This is a genomic window from Kiloniella antarctica, assembly GCF_042682825.1.
GTDB lineage: Bacteria > Pseudomonadota > Alphaproteobacteria > Kiloniellales > Kiloniellaceae > Kiloniella > Kiloniella antarctica.
On the sequence record NZ_JBHUII010000008.1, the window covers coordinates 92,751 to 111,802 of the forward strand.

A 19,052-nucleotide genomic window follows, 5' to 3' on the forward strand; every position below is an offset into this window, starting at 1 on the left:
GATATTACAATATTTTCTGCTATAGTGCATCATACAGGATTGAAAACGGGGTCTCTATACCATACGTATGTTGCTCGTCATTCAGATTTGAACAACCACGATTTTAATCAGCTATTTAGATAGCTCTCGTAAAAAGAACACAAAAGGAAGCGTCTACATGACCGATTACAGATCCGCTCTGGTTTACATTATGGTTCTTGCGTCAGCTGCTGACAGCGACATGACAGATTCAGAACTTCAGACCATTGGCGAAATTGTTAAATTTTTACCGATCTTCAACGGCTACAACCCAGAAGACCTTCCCATGGATTCACGCAAATGTGCAGATCTTCTCGGTCAAGAAGATGGGTTCGAAAAAGTACTGGATCAAGTCGTTGCAGCTCTACCAGAAAAACTCCGTGAAACCGCTTATGCCGTTGCTCTTGAAGTCGTTGCCGCCGACGGTTTTGCAAGCCAAGAAGAACTCCGCCTTCTTGAAATTCTTCGACATACACTTGATGTTGAACGCCTTGCTGCTGCAGCTCTCGAACGTGGAGCCCGCGCCCGCTACATGACTGCTTAACTTTCTTATTTTCTCAGGGGGGGTACGATATCCCCCCTGTAAATTCTAGACACATTAATAGATGTCCTCTTCACCTATCGATATCGATCATATTTTCATTTTCGTTGATCCTTTACCAAACGAAGATCCTGTTGAAGCGCTTCGTATGCAGCAAGCCGGATTTATAGAAAGCTATCGGCGTGACCATCCCGGTCAAGGAACGACAAATATTTGTTACTGCTTTGACAATGCTTACCTTGAGCTACTTTGGGTAAATGATGAACAGGCACTTCGTCGCGCCCCGATTTCAAACACTCGTCTTGCTGATCGCGCACAATGGAAAACAAATAACAGTTCTCCTTTTGGTATAGCCTTACGTTCAAACTTTCCGTTTGAAACATGGGATTACTGTCCTCCATATCTCCCTGAAGGGATGTCGATCCCTGTAGCTCAATCCAGCCTTGATCCCGAGCAACCCTTTATCTTCAAATCGCCAGGTGGTAAACGGCCAGATGTATGGTCAAAAGAAAAACCTGTTGCGCGACAAAATTCTGAAAAATTTAAAGAAATTGTTGGAATAGAACTTGATATTCCTTGTGCTTTTGAGACGACACCAGATCTTCTAGAGCTATCTCGTATCGGGTTAATTTCTCTAGATCAAAATGCACCAGCCCACGCTATGAGGCTCACCCTATCCACTTCCGAAAATGATGTTACCCATTGCCTTGAATTACCCTCATGTCTGCTCATAGCTGCGGCTTAAAATCAAAAATACATCTCAAAGCTCGCCTATAAATTTGATGACGCGGGCAAAAGCACGGTTGTTCCAAAAACTTGCGCCTTGAAACCCGCCAAAATCCTAATATAAAGCAATAGAGTTACAATTACAGATCCAAGCAACATAAGGGTATAAGCAAAGCACAATGATACCGGATACAAGGAAACAAGACCGTCCCATCGCTATCTGGCTCTTAGTATGTTGTGCCATGATAATGATCATGGCTGTCATCGGCGCGATAACCCGCCTCACAGAATCTGGCCTTTCGATTATGGTGTGGGAACCTTTCAAAGGTGCCTTACCTCCTATGAACAAGGAAGATTGGCTACGTCTTTTTGATATCTACAAACAAATTCCTGAATATCAGCAAGAAAATGTGGGAATGAGTTTAGAAGAGTTTAAAGAAATTTTTTGGTGGGAATTTATCCATCGTCTCTGGGGCCGTGCCATCGGTATAGTATTTTTGATTCCTTTTCTTTGTTTTTTAATAAAGGGCCAAGTCCGAAAGCCGTTGTTACCTCACCTTGTTTTCATGTTTGTTCTTGGTGGCCTACAAGGTGGACTTGGCTGGTATATGGTTGTAAGTGGATTTGCCGATAGAACTGATGTCAGCCAATATCGTCTCACCGCACACCTGCTAATGGCCTTTGCCATCTATGGCTATCTTTTCTGGATTGCCCTAAAACTGCTTTTGCCTATGCCAAGCAGAAACTCGGCCATTACCAGTGCTAAATTGCATCTACCTTTGATGCTCATTCCCCTTCTCGTTACGATTACAATCGCATCCGGTGGGCTTGTTGCTGGGTTAAACGCAGGAATGATATACAACACATTCCCCTTGATGGACGGCCAGCTTCTTCCCGCTTCATACAATGATATTACCCCATGGCATATAAACATATTCGAGAATGTTGCTGCCGTTCAATTTAATCACCGGGTGCTCGCAATATCAACATTTACCCTTACAATCATTGTATGGGTTTGGGCATTCTTCCTTACCCGTCCTGCGGCCCTTACAAAAGCTCTTCATTTACTTATGGCAGCAGGTATTCTCCAAGTTACACTTGGTATATCAACCTTATTGCTTGTCGTGCCTGTTTCTTTGGGGGCCATGCATCAAGCTGGTGGATTACTGTACCTCACAGCAAGCCTCTACACCCTGTACCTTGTCCGTAGAGACAAGTCCCTCTCTCTTTATTAAGGGCTCACATAATGCCAAATCATAAATTTCAAGTACACGATATGGACATTCCTGACGAACCCTTGGCCCTGTCGGTACTTACTGGTTTTCTGGGCAGTGGAAAAACAACACTCTTAAAGCAATTATTACAACATCCCGACATGGATGAAACTGCCGTAATTGTGAACGAGTTCGGGGAAATTGGACTAGACCACCTGCTGGTTGAAAGCTCAAGCGAAGACATTGTATTGATGAACAGCGGTTGCCTATGCTGTACAGTGCGAGGGGATTTGGTAGAAACCATCAGAAAACTTTATAAAAAACGCTTGATGAAAGAAGTCCCTGCATTTCAGCGTATTGTCATAGAAACAACGGGTTTGGCTGACCCTGCACCGATCCTTCAAACACTTATGTCTGATCCGTTTCTAAGCGATCGCTTTCGCTTAGATAGTGTAATAACAACAGTTGATGCAATCCACGGCAACGATACCCTGGACAAACAACAGGAGTCAGTAAAACAGGTTGCCGTTGCTGACAGATTGTTACTGACGAAAACAGACCTCACTCAAAAAAACAAGCTTGAAGGTTTAATTGAACGCCTGCGCAACTTAAATCCGACAGCAATCGTAGAAGAAATAGAACACGGTATTATTGCGCCGACGTCGCTCTTCAACGCTGGTCTTTATAATCCTGAGACGAAAACCCTCGACGTACAAAAGTGGTTAAAAGCGGAAGCGTTCGATGAAGAGCACGACGACCACCAGCACGGACATCATGGACACGGGCATCATGAACACGGGCATCATGAACACGGGCATGACCATAAACATAATACAAATAGACACGACGATAAAGTACACGCCTTTTGCCTGACACACGATCATCCTATTGATTGGGAACAACTCAATTCCTGGATTCAAATGCTAATCACTCTTTATGGAAGCAATCTTTTAAGGATAAAGGGCGTTCTCAATATAGAGGGGGACGAAAATCCTATTGTTATCCACGGCGTGCAACACATTTTTCATCCCCCTGTTATGCTTGATTCCTGGCCTGATGAAGATCATCGATCAAAAATTGTTTTCATCGTCAGGGATCTAAAGCGGGAAATGTTTGACGACACTTTTAAAGCTTTTATCGAACAAGGTGGCGACTTACGGTAACTCACCAGAATTCTAAAACTATCAAATAGAAAGACGGCTTAGCCTCAATTCCTCAAATTAGAGGCAGAGCCTTCCTGCTCGCACCAAACTAAGAAATCAGCCGCCGGCATAGGGCGCGCAAAGAAGTATCCTTGTGCCTCTTCACAGCCTCGCTCTTTTAGAAACAGCATGTGGGTCTTTTCCTCGACCCCTTCTGCCAATACCTTAGTCCCCATAGCATGCGCCATAGAAATGATTGCAGCCGTGATAGCTGCATCGTCCTGATTTTGATCCAGTTTCATTACGAACGACTTATCAATTTTCAACTTATCCACTGGAAAACGCTTTAGATAGGACAATGATGAGTAGCCTGTACCAAAATCATCAATAGCCAAATGCACGCCCAACTCATCAAGGCTATTAAGAATACGTTCTGCTTCTTTGAAGTCGGCCATAATCGCCGTCTCAGTAATTTCTAACTCAAGGCAATCAGGACTCACCTGCGTAAACTCCAAAACTTCACGGACCTTATTTACAAAGTCGACCTGACGAAAAGATATGGCCGATAGATTAACGGCGACACGAATTCCTGGTAAAATGTTTTGCCACTCTCTTGCTTGGGTACAAGCCGTCGTCATCACCCAATCCGTAATCGGATCAATCAAGCCTGTTTTTTCAGCAATTGGAATAAATCGATCAGGACTAATCATACCATCACTGCTATGCCACCGAATTAAAGCTTCCGCACCAACAAGCCGACCAGTTTCCAGTTCAATCTGTGGCTGGTAATAAAGTTCGAATTCATTTTTTTCTAACGCCGCACGCAGTAAATGTTCGAGCCTGCTGCTCTCAGCAATACTTTGTTTAAGTTGTGAGTTAAAAAGAGAATAAGTAGAGCGGCCTTTGTTTTTGGCGTGATATAAAGCTATTTCAGCATGCCCCAAAAGCTCCGCTGCAGTGTTTCCATGCTCTGGAGCAAGTGCGATACCCACACTGCACCCGGAATAGATCTCCTTACCGCTGAGGAAGAAGGCCTTACCCATTCGCAAGAGTATCCTCTGAGCACAGTTTTCTGGATCAGTATCATTTTCATAAGGCAGCATAAGTGCAAACTCATCTCCACCTAGGCGAGCCAAATGTGCCCCTTCGATCATTTCTTCTTCAAGGAGCTTTCCAATTTGACGTAGGAGTTGATCCCCTGTTTCCCGGCCAAAAATATCATTAAGGTCTTTAAAGTGATCAAGATCGAGAACTAATACTGCCCATTTGTGCCTTTTATCACTCTCATTTACAGGATTACGAGACGTAGCCTCTTCGTCAACGTAACGCACAAACTGTACTCTATTACCAAGTCCTGTAAGCGCATCGTGAAATATCATATGTTCCACGGTTTCTTGCGCATGAATTCGTGCTTTAATTTCCGCGGTTAATTCTTGGGTGCGTTCTGCAACTTTTCGTTTGAGAACACCTTGAATACGAAGAAGTTCTTCTTGCCGAAGAAGAAGGTCATTGATGTCCTTTGCTTCGATCAAAAATCCACTACGGCCACTATGCCTGAACTTGGAAACTAAAATTTCAACTCGTAGCTCGCTACCTTTCAAACCAATAAGTTTCATGGGAAGAGCCTGCGTTTCCGCTGCAAGAATATTCAAATCCTTTTTGAATACTGAACGATAATCAGGATGAACCAGTTCTGAAAATTTCCGTCCTAAAACTTCATCTTCTTTCTTCCCTTCCAGCAGCCGTAACCCCGCCGGATTCATGTAACTAATACCTTTGTCATCACAAATACACAGAAAGGAAAGGGCTGCGTCTTTGAGAATCCGTTGTGAAAATTCGCTTTCAACAAGCGCAGTAGCTGTCCTTTTAGCCTGAGAGAAATCCTTGCCATAAAGAACGATCGTATCGCTATCTATGCCTTCAATGGCCTCCGCATAAAACATGATTTCATGCGTTCTCTCGTCCAATCCACGCATCTTGAGTGGAAAATCGGTTCTGCCCACACTGAGCAGGTCATCCCAAATGTCGGAAAACACTTCATGGTATTCCGAATCAATCAATGACACCAAAGGACAAGGGAAGAAGTCTTCTTTTTCCGTACCACCGAGAATGACACAGCCAACTTTATTGCAATATACGACCTCTTTTTCACGAACCAGCATTGCCAGATCGGGAAGTGCATCGAGGATATGCCTGATATCTGTCTTCAATTTAAATTCCTGGCAATCACACGAATGCTCACTCGTTCACAATAACATTGGGCCCCAAACTATCGACGCAAATATCCTTTATAAAGAAATGCATCAGTAGTCTCTCACCTAAGCTACCAAAATGACCGTTACCGGAATGTAAATATTTGAAAAAATGTCTGCTTTTTTTCTGTTCTTCCAACAAGGGTACTATTCATTCCCTTGGGAGGAGCGCCGTTTCTTAATAAAACTAATAAGAAAGTTTATCGCAACAATAGGCAAGACCAAGCCTGCACCAAGAAGGATATAACGTCCTCCCCAGTCAATGAACTCTCGGGTAGAATCGATAACTTTTTGAAAATTCTCAACCACCCAATTCATTAGCCCTAAAGCATCTGTATTAAAGGCTGCGAGAATCACCCCGACAACAAAGCAGAGTAAAACTATCTGGATGACCCGTCCGACCATTTTGTTCCTTTTTTACCACACCCGGGTGGTCCCTATGCTTTCAAACTAATAATACACCTATTTCTCTAGAATCCTATTCCTTCAAGGACAAGGAAAAATCTATAATTACCGACATTAGATTCTAGTTAAATTTTAGTCTTGATTGTGTTGAGATATCCTCAAAGAAGTGTGCAACGGCAATGTGTATTTCGGTTACGGAAAGCATAAATGCTCGGGATTGTAACTTCGATCTGGCTGATTTTGTGATAAAATCACGGACCAGAATAAAAAAGAACGTTGTCCACCTCAAGGCAGACAACGTTCTCAATCATATTATTCCCCGCAGGGCGATTTTCTCTTCTGCAAGGCTTAACCAATAAAAAAGCCAAACCTAATGATCTGAAAAATTCTATTTAGATTTCCCAAGAAGCTTCCAGACCAGTGGCAAGAGCAGTGAAGCTAAAACCAGCTTGATCACATCACCGAGGAGGAAGGGTGTCATACCCCATGCCAAAAGCGGTTTGTCCCAGCCTACGATGGAACCAAGCCAAGCTAGACCAAAAGCATAAATCACAACATTACCAATCACCATCGCGACAGCCGTCGAGAAGTAGTTACGATCCCAACCTTTTTCCGCGAGCCAGCCAAGTACAACCGCTGAAACAAAGAAACCAAGGAGATAACCACCCGTTGGCCCCATGATGTAAGCAAGGCCAATGCCTTTTTCCGGTGAGCCTGAAAATACTGGCAAGCCCATAACACCTTCGAAGAGGTAAAGCATGATGGTCAAACCACCAAGCCGCCAACCGAAAGCCATACCAATGGCAAACACCACTGTGGTCTGCATGGTCATCGGAACAGGATAGAAGGGGATCTGAACCTTAGCAGAAGCCCAGAGCGCCAACGATCCAACAACCACCATCAACATCTTGGTTAAAAGTTTAGAATTTCCACCAATAATCTGCTGCCCTAAGGTTGGATAAGCAGTCTGTAATGAGAGCATCTATGTGCCTCCTAATTAATAAATAAACCGCCAGCGTCCTTCCTCAACAACAAAAAGAAGGCACCAGTTAAGAATCGATAATTTCTTGATAAGTCTAACAAGCTGGCTTGGGAGTGGGAAGGTGTATTTATGCAGGAAGGAATTGGTTGTATTTGTAAGCCATCAAATAACGAGAGCTGTCATCAAGAACATACGTTTGAGCTATCAAATTTATTCATTACCGAATTTAACATCTCATTATTATATTATTTAAGAACAAGAGCTATAGCTCTTTCAAACAAAGTACAAAACCTATGGATGGAAAAAATGATCACCTGCTACGTCAATTACGAAATAGATCCGGATAAGCTTGTAGAATTTGAAACCTACGCCAAACTTTGGATCCCCCTTGTCGAGCGTTTTGGCGGCACTCATCACGGATACTTTCTTCCTCAGGAAAGTGCCAACGATCTTGCTCTTGCTCTTTTCTCTTTTCCCTCTCTTGCTGAGTACGAGCAATACCGCGCCGACAGCATGAAGGATGACGAATGCCTCGCCGCTTATGAATATGCCAAGAAAACCAAATGCATCCGCCGTTATGATCGGCAGTTTTTACGGCCTGTGCTTAGTTAGGGTTTCATTTTTTAAACAAATGAGGATAATCAGTAATAATTCCATCGACGCCCATGTCGATTAATGCAGAGATGTCTTTAGGATCATTCACAGTCCACGGAATGACCTTTAGGCCTTCTTTGTGAGCATCCAAGAGAAGTTCCTCTGTAACTTCTCTATGAAACGGCGACCAAATCGTCCCGCCCGCGGCTTTAATCAGTCTCGGGATATTTCCTTGAAAATCATCTACATCAAAACCTGCCGTCCAGCCCGAGGTCCCCATTTGTCCCAAGGCAATATTATCGAGCCATTTTTGTTGGGCGGTCAAATAAACCGTGGGGATGTTCGGGGATCTCTTTTGTACAAGCTGCAACGTGCGCCAGTCAAAAGACTGGATAGACACACGGTCTGCCATGCCATGTTCATCAATTTCAGCAAGCAACTGAGTTACAAAGACTTCAGGGGAAACAGTATCTGTAGGTTTAGTCGGATTGATCTTCGTCTCTATATTAAAACGGATGGTCTTATTGTCCGTTTTTTTTACCATTTCAAAGAGATCAGCGAGTTGCGGTATAGCCTGAAAATTTTCAGATTTTTGATCAGGAAACCGCTCTGCATATTTTGACCCCGGGTTGAGTTTACCAATATTAAACCGGGCCAGATCAGCATAATTTATCTCTTTGATGAGCAGAGACTTGTCCTTGACCCATGTGCCCGTGTCATCGCGGGCAATGTCAGGGTTGAGATAGGCATCGTGATGGATCACAACCGCACCATCCCGGGTTACACCCGTGTCCAATTCCAAGGTCGTTACCCCAAGCTCCAGCGCCAAAGCAAACCCCGCCAAAGAGTTTTCTGGCGCAAGGCCTCGCGCGCCGCGATGCCCCTGCAGGTCAAAATTTTCACTCAACTGCGTATTAAGTGACACCTGAGCCGTTTGTTGATCAGTCGAAATTTCTGGAACGGTTTCCGCTAAGCCCTCTACGCTCATAACGAGGAAGAGCGTCAGCCCCAAAAAGGTTGTTTTTACATTCTGCATTGCAATCTTCTTCAACTATGAAACCAAAAATAACCCGTATTGAGGAACCTTACCTAAGTCATAACATCTGCTTCCAGAAGTTTTCTGGTCAGAGGCGCAACCTTTAAAGAACCCAGATTTCGTGGATCAATCCAGATTAGTTGTTCAATTTCGGACTGTGCTGTAACCTTGAGGTTACTCTTAATGTGATAAATTTCAGCTTCAACCATCGCATTTTCTTCGTTGGCTGCTTTAGCAGAGAACTTCCCAAGGTAGCGACAATCCTCTTCAACAATGACAAAGCTCAGCTCTTCTTGTAACTCCCGCTCCAAAGTAACCAGAGGATCTTCACCTTGTTCAATCTTTCCCCCGGCCTGCATAAAAAAAGAAGTGCCTCGCTTTCGGACAAGCAGAACCTTGCCCTGATCGTTACAGATCATAGCAGCTGCTATTTTTATGGTATTTGATTTAATTATATCGGGTGCTTTAGGCGTATGAAGAGCAGTCATAAGAGACTTTCATGGAAGTAAAAACGAATCAAAAAATAGTCAAAGAGAACGATCAATAGAACAGTTTTGAACAACACTTAATTATACTTAATAATTTTGGAGCGGGTGAGGAGAATCGAACTCCCGTATGCAGCTTGGGAAGCTGCCGTTCTACCATTGAACTACACCCGCCAAAGATGTGTCTTGAAGAGCTGCTAGATACAATAGTTATCCTCGGCCTTATATCAAGGCAAGGCTTTCCTCGCTTATGCGACTAAGACCTATAAATTCACACCGCGATAAAACCCTCGTGATGAGAAAGACTTAAGGCTGACAGAGAGACCCAAGCTCTATAGGCTTGCCTCAGATAATGTATCTTATTGTGATATCACTAAGTGGGGAAGTACTGTGGCGAGAAAACGTATTGGTCTAATGGCTTTGGCAGCAGGTGTGTTTTGCAGTCTGTTAACGCAAACAAGTGCGGCGCAGATTCCCGAAAATTGGATAGATATCAAAGCTCGAGCAGAAGGCCAGACAATCTATTGGAATGCTTGGGGCGGCAGTGAGCAGATCAACAATTATATTTCCTGGGTTGGTAAAGAGCTTTGGGATAAACACGGCATTACCCTCAAACACGTGAAAGTTACTGATACAGCAGATGTCGTCAGCCGCGTCCTCGCCGAAAAAACGGCGGACAAGGACAGCAATGGCACCGTTGATCTGGTCTGGATCAATGGTGAAAATTTTGCCTCTATGAAAAAGAACGGTCTGCTGTTTGGTCCTTTCACAGACAAGTTACCAAACTATGTATTGGTAGACACAGAAAACAAAGCCACCACCACAATGGATTTCACCACCCCTGTTGAAGGTCTGGAAGCGCCTTGGGGCATGGCAAAGTTCAACTTTATTTATGATTCGAGTAGAATCAAAACCACTCCCAATTCGATTAAAGAGTTTCAAAATTGGAGTGAAAAGTATCCCGGTAGCTTTACTTACCCATCACCACCCGATTACCTGGGCTCCACATTTTTAAAACAAGCTCTACTTGAGCTTGCAACAGATCCTGTTATTTTGCGTTCTAAAGTTCAAGATAGCACGATATTTGAAAGCACCACCGCTCCGCTTTGGGCTTATCTTGATAAACTCCACCCCAATCTCTGGCGTAGTGGCAGCCAATTCCCGGTTAGTAGTGCAGCGCAACAGCAACTTTTGGATGATGGTGAAGTTAGCATTCAACTTTCCTTTAATCCTGGGGCAGCATCCTCTCTCATAAAGTCTGGTGAACTCGCGCCCAGTGTACGGACTTTCGTGTTTGAAAAAGGCACCATCGGTAACACCCACTTTATCGCCATCCCCTATAACTCTTCCAACAAAGAAGCGGCCATGGTTACGGCAGACTTTCTCATGAGCCCAATCGCTCAGGCAAGAAAGCAGGATCCAGAATATTGGGGAGACGATACCGTACTTGCCATCAACAAACTTTCTGCTGATGATCAGAAAGTTTTCTCATCTATTGAACTGGGCGTGGCAACCCTGGCCCCTCAAGATCTCGGACCAACTTTGTTAGAACCTCATCCTTCATGGATGGAACAGATCGAAAAAGAGTGGCTCAAGCGCTATGGGCAATAACCTCAAGGCTTTTTACCATCTTTCAGAGTAAGTAATGAAAAGCCAATCCAACCGAAGGAACAGCCAAAATCACGGGCAGATTAAGAAAGCATTTTGGTCAAATGCTCTCGGCTGGCTCTTTAGCCTGCGATCTATGCCCGTGCTTACTCTTTTGGCTTTTCTAGGTCCCGTATTGGCCGGATTGGTCAGCACATTACTACCTGCATTTGGCTTCCTTCCAGTTATCGGCAGCACAGAACTAAATTACGAACCTTGGAATGAACTGTTCAACCACCCTGCCTTACCAAAGGCTTTGCTCAACACCTTGTTCAGTGGTTTGGCAGCGACCATCCTCTCACTTATCCTCGCCATCTGTTTTATCTCGGCCTGGTATGGGACACGAAGCTTCCAACGCGTTCGGAGAATACTCGCCCCTATTTTGGCCATCCCTCACTCGGCACTCGCGATTGGCTTGGCCTTTCTCATTGCGCCCAGTGGATGGATTGTCCGGTTGTTTTCTCCTTGGGCGACGGGTTGGGAAACGCCCCCAGATGTTGCCGTTATCCACGACCCGATCGGACTGACATTAATCTTTGGGCTGATCATAAAGGAAACGCCTTACCTTTTACTTATGATGATAGCAGCCTTGGATCAGAGTGAAGCCAAGCAGCGTCTTTGCCTGGCCCGGACTCTTGGCTACAAGCCTGTCGCTGCTTGGGTCAAAGCTGTCTTACCAATCATTTATCGTCAAATCCGCCTACCTATATTTGCCGTACTTGCCTTTTCGCTTTCTGTGGTGGATGTCGCACTTATTCTTGGACCAACCACACCACCCACGCTTTCTATACTGGTTTTGAGGTGGTTTTATGATCCAGATCTGAGCTATCGCACACTGGCAGCCGCAGGCGCTGTTCTCCAACTCTTCGTCGTGATCGGCTCTATCGCTTTGTGGCGTTTTAGTGAAATCTTGCTTGGAAAAATAACAAAGCAATGGCTGGTAAGCGGTAAGCGAGCATTTTATGAAACGGCAATAACCAGATTATCAAGTACAGGAATAAAACTGGTCATCATTGTTTTTTTTGGCAGCCTCATCAGCATTGTCATCTGGTCCGTTACCCGACGATGGCGTTATCCGGATGCTCTGCCTTCGGTTTGGTCCTTTCAAAGTTGGAGCAGTAATTTTGACAATCTCTTTTGGACAAGCAGCACAACGTTAACCGTCGGTATCGCAAGCGCGTTTATTGCAGTTGTTTTAGTTATAGCTTGTCTCGAAAATGAAAAACGTCGTGGAAAAACTACAGGATCTGGTGCATTGTGGCTCTTATATTTTCCTTTGATGATTCCACAAGTCTCTTTCCTTTTTGGTGTTCAGGTCGTGGCCATCAAGCTTGGTATAGACGGCAGCTGGCTATCGATGATCTGGAGTCACTTACTGTTTGTCCTGCCCTATGTTTTTCTTTCCCTTTCAGACCCATACCGCTGTCAGGATGATCGCTATATCAGTGTTGCCCTTTCCCTTGGCGTCAGTCCAGCAAAGGCTTTTTGGCAGGTGCGGTTACCAATGCTAGTGCAGCCAATATTTTTCGCTCTGGCAATCGGCTTTGCTGTATCTGTCGCACAATACCTGCCGACACTCTTTGCAGGAGGAGGGCGCTTCGCTACTCTGACCACAGAAGCAGTCAACCTTGCAGCGAGCGGAAACAGACGTGTCATTGGGGTCTATGCGTTGTTACAGGCACTGTTACCTCTTTTGATCTTCTGCGCAGCATTTTGGTTACCTGGATTACGCTTTCGCAACAGACAATCTCTCAAGGAAAACTAAGAACCAATGCCCGGTGATAACAAAAACAAACTGAACACTTATCACAGAGCAGATGCTCCAAGGCATCCCGTTCCTTTGGTATTGAAAGAATTCTCTCTCAAATTGCGAGAAAAATTCCTTTTTTCAAATTTGAACCTCATAATCAAACCAGGGGAAATTGCCACGTTAATGGGCCCAAGTGGTTGCGGCAAATCAAGTTTGCTTGCCGCCATAAGCGGAACTTTATCTTCCGAGTTTTCGATTTCAGGGAACATCTGTCTCGGAGATTTTGACCTGACACCTCTTCCTCCTGAGCAGCGGCATATCGGAATGCTGTTTCAAGAAGATCTTCTTTTCCCTCATATGTCTGTTGGGGAGAACTTAAGTTTTGGTATCCCCCCTTCCGTTAAGGGTAGAAAAGCGCGTGCTCAACTGATAAATCAAGCCCTCGAAGATGCTGGGCTTCCGGATTTTTCGAACAGAGATCCTGCCACTCTTTCTGGAGGACAACGCGCAAGGATTGCTGTGTTACGAACATTATTGTCACAACCAACAGCTTTGTTACTTGATGAACCGTTCTCAAGACTCGACGTCGCGCTCCGAGAACGCTTTCGCGCCTTCGTCTTTCGCCATGCAAAAGCACACCAATTACCGACTCTGCTCGTCACCCATGATCCAGATGATGCAAGCTCGACAGAAGGAACAGTTCTGAATATGGTCGACATAAATAATTAACCACAAACAAAAACAAATTTGAAAAATATTTCTCCAAGGTCTTTACTGGCGGTATATTTATAGTATCTGTCGTCTACCAAATTGATATTTGACATTTTTTAAGAGCAATATGTCATCTTGATTTTGCCCTTGCGGCAAAAACAGGATAAAAGCTGTCTCGATTAAGGACAGTTTTAGGAGCCCGTGTCCATGTATAGTCAGACCACCAGGTCTATAACGGTTACAGTAACACCGACTTTTCTTGAAGATCAGTCGTCACCGACTGACGACCATTATGTTTGGGCTTATCAGGTTCAAATTGAGAATATTGGGGATGAAAATGCCCAGTTGAAGAATCGCTATTGGCGCATCACAGACTCACTTGGACGTATTCAAGAGGTTCGTGGCGCTGGTGTTGTCGGTGAACAACCTCTACTGAAACCTGGTGAGAGCTTTGAATATACAAGTGGCACCCCGCTAGCGACCCCCTCCGGGATCATGTGCGGAAGTTATGAAATGGAAGGTATGAGCGGTGAGCTATACGAAGTTCTCGTTCCAGCTTTTTCACTGGATAGCCCCTATGAGGTGGCACGTCCAAACTAGAACACCCCTTCTCCTTAGGGTAAACAGATCGCCCCAGGAGAATTTTGAGGATACAGTCCGTGAGCGACAATAATAACAAAATCATCCGCCCAAGCCGTGACGAAGCACTCGCAGCCGTTGAAACATTGCTCCGGTGGGCAGGCGATGATCCCACCCGAGAAGGCCTTCTCGGTACGCCAGATCGCGTAGTACGTAGTTATTCAGAGTTTTTTGCTGGATACGGCGTAGATCCCAACGAACTTCTCGAACGTACTTTTGAAGAAGTCGAAGGTTATGACGAAATCGTTCTATTGCGTGATATCCGGTTTGAATCCCACTGCGAACACCATATGGCGCCCATTATAGGTAAGGCTCATGTCGCCTATTTACCGAACAACCGGGTCGTTGGCATCAGCAAGTTGGCGCGTGTCATCGAAGCATACGCCAAACGTTTGCAGATTCAGGAAAAAATGACTGCTCAAGTTGCAAATGCTATTAATGACGTGCTCCAACCCAAAGGTGTGGCCGTTGTTATTGAAGCTGCGCATCAGTGCATGACCACCCGCGGGGTTCACAAATCTGGGGTGACAATGGTCACCAGCCGTATGTTGGGCCTTTTCCGGACCAACCCTTCAACGCGTCGTGAATTCCTTTCCCTCATCGGAAACCCGTCATCTTCTGCGTCCTAAAAAAGCTAATAAGCAAAGCCCCCTGTATTCCGCATTCCGGATAGGGGGCTTTTGCATACCAAAATTCAAGTTTTTCTGATAACCTCTGCACCACTTTGGATCTTGTGGAAATTTCAACACTGGATTTGAGGGAGAATTATTCCCTTTGCTTATCCGGCAAGTCGATGATTTTCCTTATATATCACACAGCATTTTGTTACATGTCCCAACACTGAAAAGGCCAGAAGATGATCAAGTTCCGTCCCGTCGTCTTCGTTACCGGAATTTTGTTATCGATCATGGCGATCGCGATGATCATTCCCGCTATTGTCGATGCCGCAGCAGGGCACCCTGACTGGCGAGTCTTTGCCACGTCTTCAGCCTTAAGCCTCTCAATTGGCATATGCATGATGTTAGCAACCAACGCCACTTGGACAAACTTGAACTTAAGAGAAGCCTTTGTCATCACCAACTTTGCATGGCTGACAATTGCCGTCGCCGGAGCCATTCCTCTGGCTTTTTCAGAATTAGAACTTAGCGTCACCGATGCTTTTTTTGAATCTATGTCTGGCATTACCACCACTGGATCAACCGTGATTGTCGGCCTGGATACTTCCCCCCCAGGTATTTTGCTCTGGCGTGGTATTCTACAGTGGCTCGGTGGTATAGGAATCATCGTTATGGCTGTTGCCATCCTGCCTATATTACAGGTCGGTGGTATGCAGATGTTTAGGATTGAGGCCTTCGATGCAGATAAAGTTTTACCCAAAGCAGCACAGATTGCCACAGCCATTGCTATTTTCTATGTCTTTATCACAATAGGCGCCGCCATTGTTCTCTCTCTGCTAGGCATGTCAGGTTTTGATGCAATCATCCATGCAATGACATCAATTTCTACAGGTGGATTTTCAACTTACGACGCGTCGATCGGGCATTTTGACGCCCCCTCTATTCACTGGGCAATCAGCGGCTTTATGATTTTAGGGTCGATCCCTTTTATCTTATATTTACGTGTGATTCGCGGAGACTTAAATTCTTTACTCACAGATAGCCAAGTTAAAACCTTTCTGATTATTCTCGGACTGTCCACCTTAGCCATTGCTTGCTGGCTCTGGCAAAATGGCGATATGACATTCTGGACAGCAATGCGTTTATCCAGCTTTAATGTGATATCACTTATGACAGGCACCGGATTTACCTCTGAAGATTATGGGCAGTGGGGTGGGTTCTCTTTATCTTTGATGTTTATTCTGATGTTTGTTGGTGGATGCGCTGGATCCACGACTTGCGGAATGAAAATTTTCCGTGTTCAAATTCTCTATGCGACAACAAAAGCCCAGCTCAACCGTTTAATACAGCCAAACGGCATCTTTTTTCCTACCTATAATAACGAACCTATCCCAGAAAGCGTATCAAACTCCGTAATGAGTTTCTTTTTCCTCTTTGCAGTAAGCTTTGTTTTACTCGCAGTTGGTTTAGGAGCGTTTGGCTTGGATTTCATCACAGCGATTTCTGGAGCAGCGACAGCAATTGCTAATGTAGGTCCTGGGCTTGGTGATATAATCGGTCCTGCAGGTAACTTTCAAACCATTCCAGACGGAGCAAAATGGCTCATGTCAGCAGGAATGCTCCTTGGTCGGTTAGAATTATTTACCATTCTTGTGATGATTTTACCGCGATTTTGGCGAGGTTAACTTCGGCATTTCTTGTCTTTGGCGCCTAATTATTTAGTTGGATAACAATCCATTTTCGATGGCATATCGTGTTAAACCCGCCGTCGAGCTGATATCGAGTTTTCTTTTAATATTCTTACGGTGTGTTTCCACTGTACGCACAGAAATATCAAGCTCAGCCGCAACGTGTTTGTTACTTTTTCCTTCAGCAAGCAAGAGTAGAATAGTCTGCTCTCTCGTTGTCAGAGGCCCCTCAACGTCACGTTCCTGATAAGCCATCAATATTTTGGAGACACCGGAACTAAAGTAGGTCCCTCCCATATGAACGGCTTCAATCGCAGCCACAACTTCTTGCGAGGGAACATCCTTCAATACGTATCCTCGGGCACCATATCGAAGCGCACTCGATATATACTCCCTGTTGTTATGCATACTTAAAATAAGTAATTTTATTTTCGGATATTTTTCTGCAAAAATTTCAGTCGCATCAAGACCATTTAATTCCGGCATATTAATATCCATAAGCACAACATCTGGTTTTAGTTCAACCGCCTTTTCCAGTGCCTCACTTCCATTTTTTGCTTCTCCGATGACCTGGATATTATCGTACATCTCCAAACACGACCTCAAACCGTCACGAACAAGCGGGTGGTCATCCGCTAAGAGAATTCGAATTGAGGTGTCCATTCTTTGCATAACTTAATTCTCGCCACCTGTTCGTAAAATACCTTTAGGTAATATCGCCACTATACTTGTCCCTTTTGTAGAGGATGTGACTTGCAACTCTCCTCCATGGTGCTCAAGCCGTTCTTGCATATTACGAAGCCCAATTCCCGCAAGAGGATCTTTTTTAACACTGAGGCCATGGATATCAAAACCTGTCCCATTATCATGGATCGACAAAGTAACGATCCCTCTAGGTGCAGAGAGTTCTAACTTAACATGATCAGCACCAGAATGACGTTCAATATTTGTTAGAGTTTCCTGTGCAACACGGTACAGGGTTGTCTTGGCATCTTTTGGCAATAAATCTTTAAAGGCAACAGTACTGATTTGAACCTTTATATCGGTTCTCTCTGAAAACTCATGCGCCAGACTTTCTAAGGCAGGAGACAGTCCTAAATCATCCAAAATACTGGGGCGTAAATCACGGGAAATACGCCTGACTTCATTAATCGCAATATTGAGAGCATTTGCCCCCTTCCCTATAGCAGCGGCGATCTCTTCAGTATCACTTTCTGTTTTTTGGGCCTTATTTAGCGCCATTTCATGGGCGTACTTAATAGATACCAAGATTTGGCTGATACCATCATGTAGCTCACGCGCGACCCGCCCTCGCTCCTCTTCCTGTGTTTCAATGATCCTCTGTGTTAACTCTTTGAGTTTCACATCAGCCAACCGCCTTTCATGAAGGTTAATTACAATCCCTGTTACAAAGACAACACCCAAAGAAGTAAACGTGATAATCAAAATGATAATGGAAGTCTGCCAAATACGATCCTGAACTTCCTCTTCAAATGCCTCAACCTGTGAAATCACATCATCAATATAAAGCCCGGTACCTAACATCCAGTTCCATTTATCAAGGGAAACCGCATAGCTGATCTTATCAGCAATTTCGCCAGAAGAAGGTTTGCTCCATAAATAACGATGAAAACCTCCCCCCTCGCGAGCACGAGAAATTAAATGCTGAATAACCAAATTACCTGTCGTATCCTTCAACCCCCACCAATTTTTTCCAATCAATTCCGGTTGTTTGGGATGAACAAGGTTTGTTCCCTCAAAATCATAGACAAAGAAATAACCATCGGTGCCATAGGTCAGAGTCTTTAGTATTTCTTTGACCTGTTCCTTTGCCTTTGGGTTCTCAGCACTGGCAGGCTCATAAATATGTCCAATAGACGTTTGGGCAAGACTGAGATAATTCAGTAACTCCAGCTTTTTTGCATTCAGCATATTACGCTCAAACGCCGCGATTTCTTCCTTTGCCAGACTTTGTGCCTGATAAGTGACTAATGTAGAAATTAATGAGATAGCTAAAATCAGAGGAACGGTGGCAAGCAACAGTACTTTTTGCTTTAAATTCATATCCTTATTATTCCGTTTCTCTCGTGTAATTTAAAAAGATATTTTTAATTCGACCGTAACTATACCATGCTGTTTACTGGTTTTCTCTCAGTATTAGTTGGTATTGACCATCCCAACAAAACATGAGCAACTACCAACTGCTGCGAATATTATTCTATGGTCATTGTTGATAAACAATGGCTTTCAAGTTCAAGGAAAAAAAATAAAACCGCCAGTGAATGCGGTGTTCCTTGCGAAATAATATCTGGAATAAGGCATCCATTATCTCAATGACCATTACCTCAATGGAATGAGTACAAGATGCTTATGGCAACCCGAGGAGAGTGAAACAGTGAAAGTTTGTATTATTGTTTGAAAAAAATTGTGGGAATATCGACAATAAAGCATTCACTATTTTCTATTTGCTTGCTGTTTAGCAACAGGCACTTCTTCGTCAATCAATTTAAAAAATCCTAAACAGGATAGATCGATACAGGGAGACAATTTTTATGAATCGTAGAAAGTTTCTAACCGGTACAGCTACGGCTGTAGCGGCAGGTGC

Annotated in this window: 19 protein-coding genes and 1 tRNA gene; 12 read left to right on the top strand and 8 right to left on the bottom strand. The window is 44.3% G+C overall.

Annotated elements, in window-relative coordinates:
- The first annotated feature begins 157 nt into the window (after positions 1 to 157).
- The 4 genes from ACFSKO_RS15085 (at position 158) to ACFSKO_RS15100 (ending at position 3,662) form a co-directional block, all read left to right on the top strand.
- Positions 158 to 562 (top strand): tellurite resistance TerB family protein, encoded by a 405-nt coding sequence (locus ACFSKO_RS15085; RefSeq protein ID WP_380253090.1) that lies wholly within the window; start codon positions 158 to 160, stop codon positions 560 to 562.
- Between the two features lie 61 nt (positions 563 to 623).
- Positions 624 to 1,304 carry a VOC family protein gene (locus ACFSKO_RS15090; protein WP_380253092.1) on the top strand — a complete coding sequence of 227 codons (681 nt, stop codon included), beginning with the start codon at positions 624 to 626 and terminating at the stop codon, positions 1,302 to 1,304.
- 160 nt (positions 1,305 to 1,464) lie between these two features.
- Positions 1,465 to 2,520 carry a COX15/CtaA family protein gene (locus tag ACFSKO_RS15095; RefSeq protein ID WP_380253094.1) on the top strand — a complete coding sequence of 352 codons (1,056 nt, stop codon included), beginning with the start codon at positions 1,465 to 1,467 and terminating at the stop codon, positions 2,518 to 2,520.
- Between the two features lie 11 nt (positions 2,521 to 2,531).
- Positions 2,532 to 3,662, top strand: coding sequence for a CobW family GTP-binding protein (locus tag ACFSKO_RS15100; protein ID WP_380253096.1), 1,131 nt, complete (start codon positions 2,532 to 2,534; stop codon positions 3,660 to 3,662).
- Positions 3,663 to 3,706: 44 nt separating this feature from the next.
- On the opposite strand, the gene ACFSKO_RS15105 is transcribed toward ACFSKO_RS15100, so the two are convergent.
- From ACFSKO_RS15105 to ACFSKO_RS15115, 3 genes are all read right to left on the bottom strand, one after another.
- On the bottom strand, positions 3,707 to 5,851 hold the full coding sequence (locus tag ACFSKO_RS15105; RefSeq protein ID WP_380253098.1) for a sensor domain-containing protein: 2,145 nt from the start codon (positions 5,849 to 5,851) through the stop codon (positions 3,707 to 3,709).
- 189 nt (positions 5,852 to 6,040) lie between these two features.
- On the bottom strand, positions 6,041 to 6,298 hold the full coding sequence (locus ACFSKO_RS15110) for a hypothetical protein (protein WP_380253100.1): 258 nt from the start codon (positions 6,296 to 6,298) through the stop codon (positions 6,041 to 6,043).
- 388 nt (positions 6,299 to 6,686) lie between these two features.
- The gene (locus tag ACFSKO_RS15115; RefSeq protein ID WP_380253102.1) at positions 6,687 to 7,280 is read right to left on the bottom strand and encodes a biotin transporter BioY; all 594 of its coding nucleotides are present in this window, start codon (positions 7,278 to 7,280) and stop codon (positions 6,687 to 6,689) included.
- A 306-nt stretch (positions 7,281 to 7,586) separates the two neighbouring features.
- Here ACFSKO_RS15115 and ACFSKO_RS15120 point away from each other — a divergent pair, with 306 nt between their 5' ends.
- A complete protein-coding gene (locus tag ACFSKO_RS15120) occupies positions 7,587 to 7,892 on the top strand; it encodes an NIPSNAP family protein (protein ID WP_380253104.1) in 306 nt (101 codons plus the stop codon).
- A gap of 4 nt (positions 7,893 to 7,896) precedes the next feature.
- Here ACFSKO_RS15120 and ACFSKO_RS15125 read toward each other — a convergent pair whose 3' ends face one another.
- From ACFSKO_RS15125 to ACFSKO_RS15135, 3 genes are all read right to left on the bottom strand, one after another.
- Positions 7,897 to 8,910 carry a glycerophosphodiester phosphodiesterase gene (locus tag ACFSKO_RS15125; RefSeq protein WP_380253106.1) on the bottom strand — a complete coding sequence of 338 codons (1,014 nt, stop codon included), beginning with the start codon at positions 8,908 to 8,910 and terminating at the stop codon, positions 7,897 to 7,899.
- Positions 8,911 to 8,963: 53 nt separating this feature from the next.
- Complete coding sequence (locus ACFSKO_RS15130; protein WP_380253108.1) at positions 8,964 to 9,398, bottom strand: NUDIX hydrolase; 435 nt, start codon at positions 9,396 to 9,398, stop codon at positions 8,964 to 8,966.
- Positions 9,399 to 9,495: 97 nt separating this feature from the next.
- A tRNA-Gly gene (locus ACFSKO_RS15135) sits at positions 9,496 to 9,569 on the bottom strand.
- A 216-nt stretch (positions 9,570 to 9,785) separates the two neighbouring features.
- Between ACFSKO_RS15135 and ACFSKO_RS15140 the strand changes: the two genes are divergently transcribed.
- The 6 genes from ACFSKO_RS15140 to ACFSKO_RS15165 all read left to right on the top strand — a co-directional run bounded on the left by ACFSKO_RS15140 (position 9,786) and on the right by ACFSKO_RS15165 (position 16,444).
- Entirely contained in the window at positions 9,786 to 11,006 is a 1,221-nt protein-coding gene (locus tag ACFSKO_RS15140; RefSeq protein WP_380253110.1) for an ABC transporter substrate-binding protein, read from the top strand.
- 34 nt (positions 11,007 to 11,040) lie between these two features.
- Positions 11,041 to 12,807, top strand: coding sequence for an ABC transporter permease (locus ACFSKO_RS15145; protein ID WP_380253112.1), 1,767 nt, complete (start codon positions 11,041 to 11,043; stop codon positions 12,805 to 12,807).
- Between the two features lie 6 nt (positions 12,808 to 12,813).
- On the top strand, positions 12,814 to 13,521 hold the full coding sequence (locus ACFSKO_RS15150) for an ATP-binding cassette domain-containing protein (RefSeq protein WP_380253114.1): 708 nt from the start codon (positions 12,814 to 12,816) through the stop codon (positions 13,519 to 13,521).
- 189 nt (positions 13,522 to 13,710) lie between these two features.
- Complete coding sequence (apaG, locus tag ACFSKO_RS15155) at positions 13,711 to 14,103, top strand: Co2+/Mg2+ efflux protein ApaG (protein ID WP_380253116.1); 393 nt, start codon at positions 13,711 to 13,713, stop codon at positions 14,101 to 14,103.
- Between the two features lie 59 nt (positions 14,104 to 14,162).
- Positions 14,163 to 14,771 (top strand): GTP cyclohydrolase I FolE, encoded by a 609-nt coding sequence (folE, locus tag ACFSKO_RS15160; protein ID WP_380253118.1) that lies wholly within the window; start codon positions 14,163 to 14,165, stop codon positions 14,769 to 14,771.
- A gap of 227 nt (positions 14,772 to 14,998) precedes the next feature.
- On the top strand, positions 14,999 to 16,444 hold the full coding sequence (locus tag ACFSKO_RS15165; protein ID WP_380253120.1) for a TrkH family potassium uptake protein: 1,446 nt from the start codon (positions 14,999 to 15,001) through the stop codon (positions 16,442 to 16,444).
- 33 nt (positions 16,445 to 16,477) lie between these two features.
- Here the strand turns inward: ACFSKO_RS15165 and mctR are convergent, their stop codons facing one another.
- Together mctR and ACFSKO_RS15175 are read right to left on the bottom strand one after the other, a co-directional pair.
- Entirely contained in the window at positions 16,478 to 17,119 is a 642-nt protein-coding gene (gene mctR, locus ACFSKO_RS15170) for a two-component system response regulator MctR (RefSeq protein ID WP_380253122.1), read from the bottom strand.
- A 3-nt stretch (positions 17,120 to 17,122) separates the two neighbouring features.
- Positions 17,123 to 18,511 carry a cache domain-containing protein gene (locus ACFSKO_RS15175; RefSeq protein ID WP_380253124.1) on the bottom strand — a complete coding sequence of 463 codons (1,389 nt, stop codon included), beginning with the start codon at positions 18,509 to 18,511 and terminating at the stop codon, positions 17,123 to 17,125.
- Positions 18,512 to 18,999: 488 nt separating this feature from the next.
- Between ACFSKO_RS15175 and ACFSKO_RS15180 the strand changes: the two genes are divergently transcribed.
- Positions 19,000 to 19,052: twin-arginine translocation signal domain-containing protein (locus ACFSKO_RS15180; protein ID WP_380253132.1), on the top strand; the 53-nt coding region annotated here is incomplete at its 3' end.

What these genes read in the sequence shown, in the direction of transcription:
- ACFSKO_RS15085 (WP_380253090.1), top strand. Translation starts at nt 158, where the DNA reads ATGACCGATTACAGATCCGCTCTGGTTTACATTATGGTTCTTGCGTCA.
- ACFSKO_RS15090 (WP_380253092.1), top strand. Translation starts at nt 624, where the DNA reads ATGTCCTCTTCACCTATCGATATCGATCATATTTTCATTTTCGTTGAT.
- ACFSKO_RS15095 (WP_380253094.1), top strand. Translation starts at nt 1,465, where the DNA reads ATGATACCGGATACAAGGAAACAAGACCGTCCCATCGCTATCTGGCTC.
- ACFSKO_RS15100 (WP_380253096.1), top strand. Translation starts at nt 2,532, where the DNA reads ATGCCAAATCATAAATTTCAAGTACACGATATGGACATTCCTGACGAA.
- ACFSKO_RS15110 (WP_380253100.1), bottom strand. Translation starts at nt 6,298, where the DNA reads ATGGTCGGACGGGTCATCCAGATAGTTTTACTCTGCTTTGTTGTCGGG.
- ACFSKO_RS15115 (WP_380253102.1), bottom strand. Translation starts at nt 7,280, where the DNA reads ATGCTCTCATTACAGACTGCTTATCCAACCTTAGGGCAGCAGATTATT.
- ACFSKO_RS15120 (WP_380253104.1), top strand. Translation starts at nt 7,587, where the DNA reads ATGATCACCTGCTACGTCAATTACGAAATAGATCCGGATAAGCTTGTA.
- ACFSKO_RS15125 (WP_380253106.1), bottom strand. Translation starts at nt 8,910, where the DNA reads ATGCAGAATGTAAAAACAACCTTTTTGGGGCTGACGCTCTTCCTCGTT.
- ACFSKO_RS15130 (WP_380253108.1), bottom strand. Translation starts at nt 9,398, where the DNA reads ATGACTGCTCTTCATACGCCTAAAGCACCCGATATAATTAAATCAAAT.
- ACFSKO_RS15145 (WP_380253112.1), top strand. Translation starts at nt 11,041, where the DNA reads ATGAAAAGCCAATCCAACCGAAGGAACAGCCAAAATCACGGGCAGATT.
- ACFSKO_RS15150 (WP_380253114.1), top strand. Translation starts at nt 12,814, where the DNA reads ATGCCCGGTGATAACAAAAACAAACTGAACACTTATCACAGAGCAGAT.
- apaG (WP_380253116.1), top strand. Translation starts at nt 13,711, where the DNA reads ATGTATAGTCAGACCACCAGGTCTATAACGGTTACAGTAACACCGACT.
- ACFSKO_RS15165 (WP_380253120.1), top strand. Translation starts at nt 14,999, where the DNA reads ATGATCAAGTTCCGTCCCGTCGTCTTCGTTACCGGAATTTTGTTATCG.
- mctR (WP_380253122.1), bottom strand. Translation starts at nt 17,119, where the DNA reads ATGCAAAGAATGGACACCTCAATTCGAATTCTCTTAGCGGATGACCAC.
- ACFSKO_RS15175 (WP_380253124.1), bottom strand. Translation starts at nt 18,511, where the DNA reads ATGAATTTAAAGCAAAAAGTACTGTTGCTTGCCACCGTTCCTCTGATT.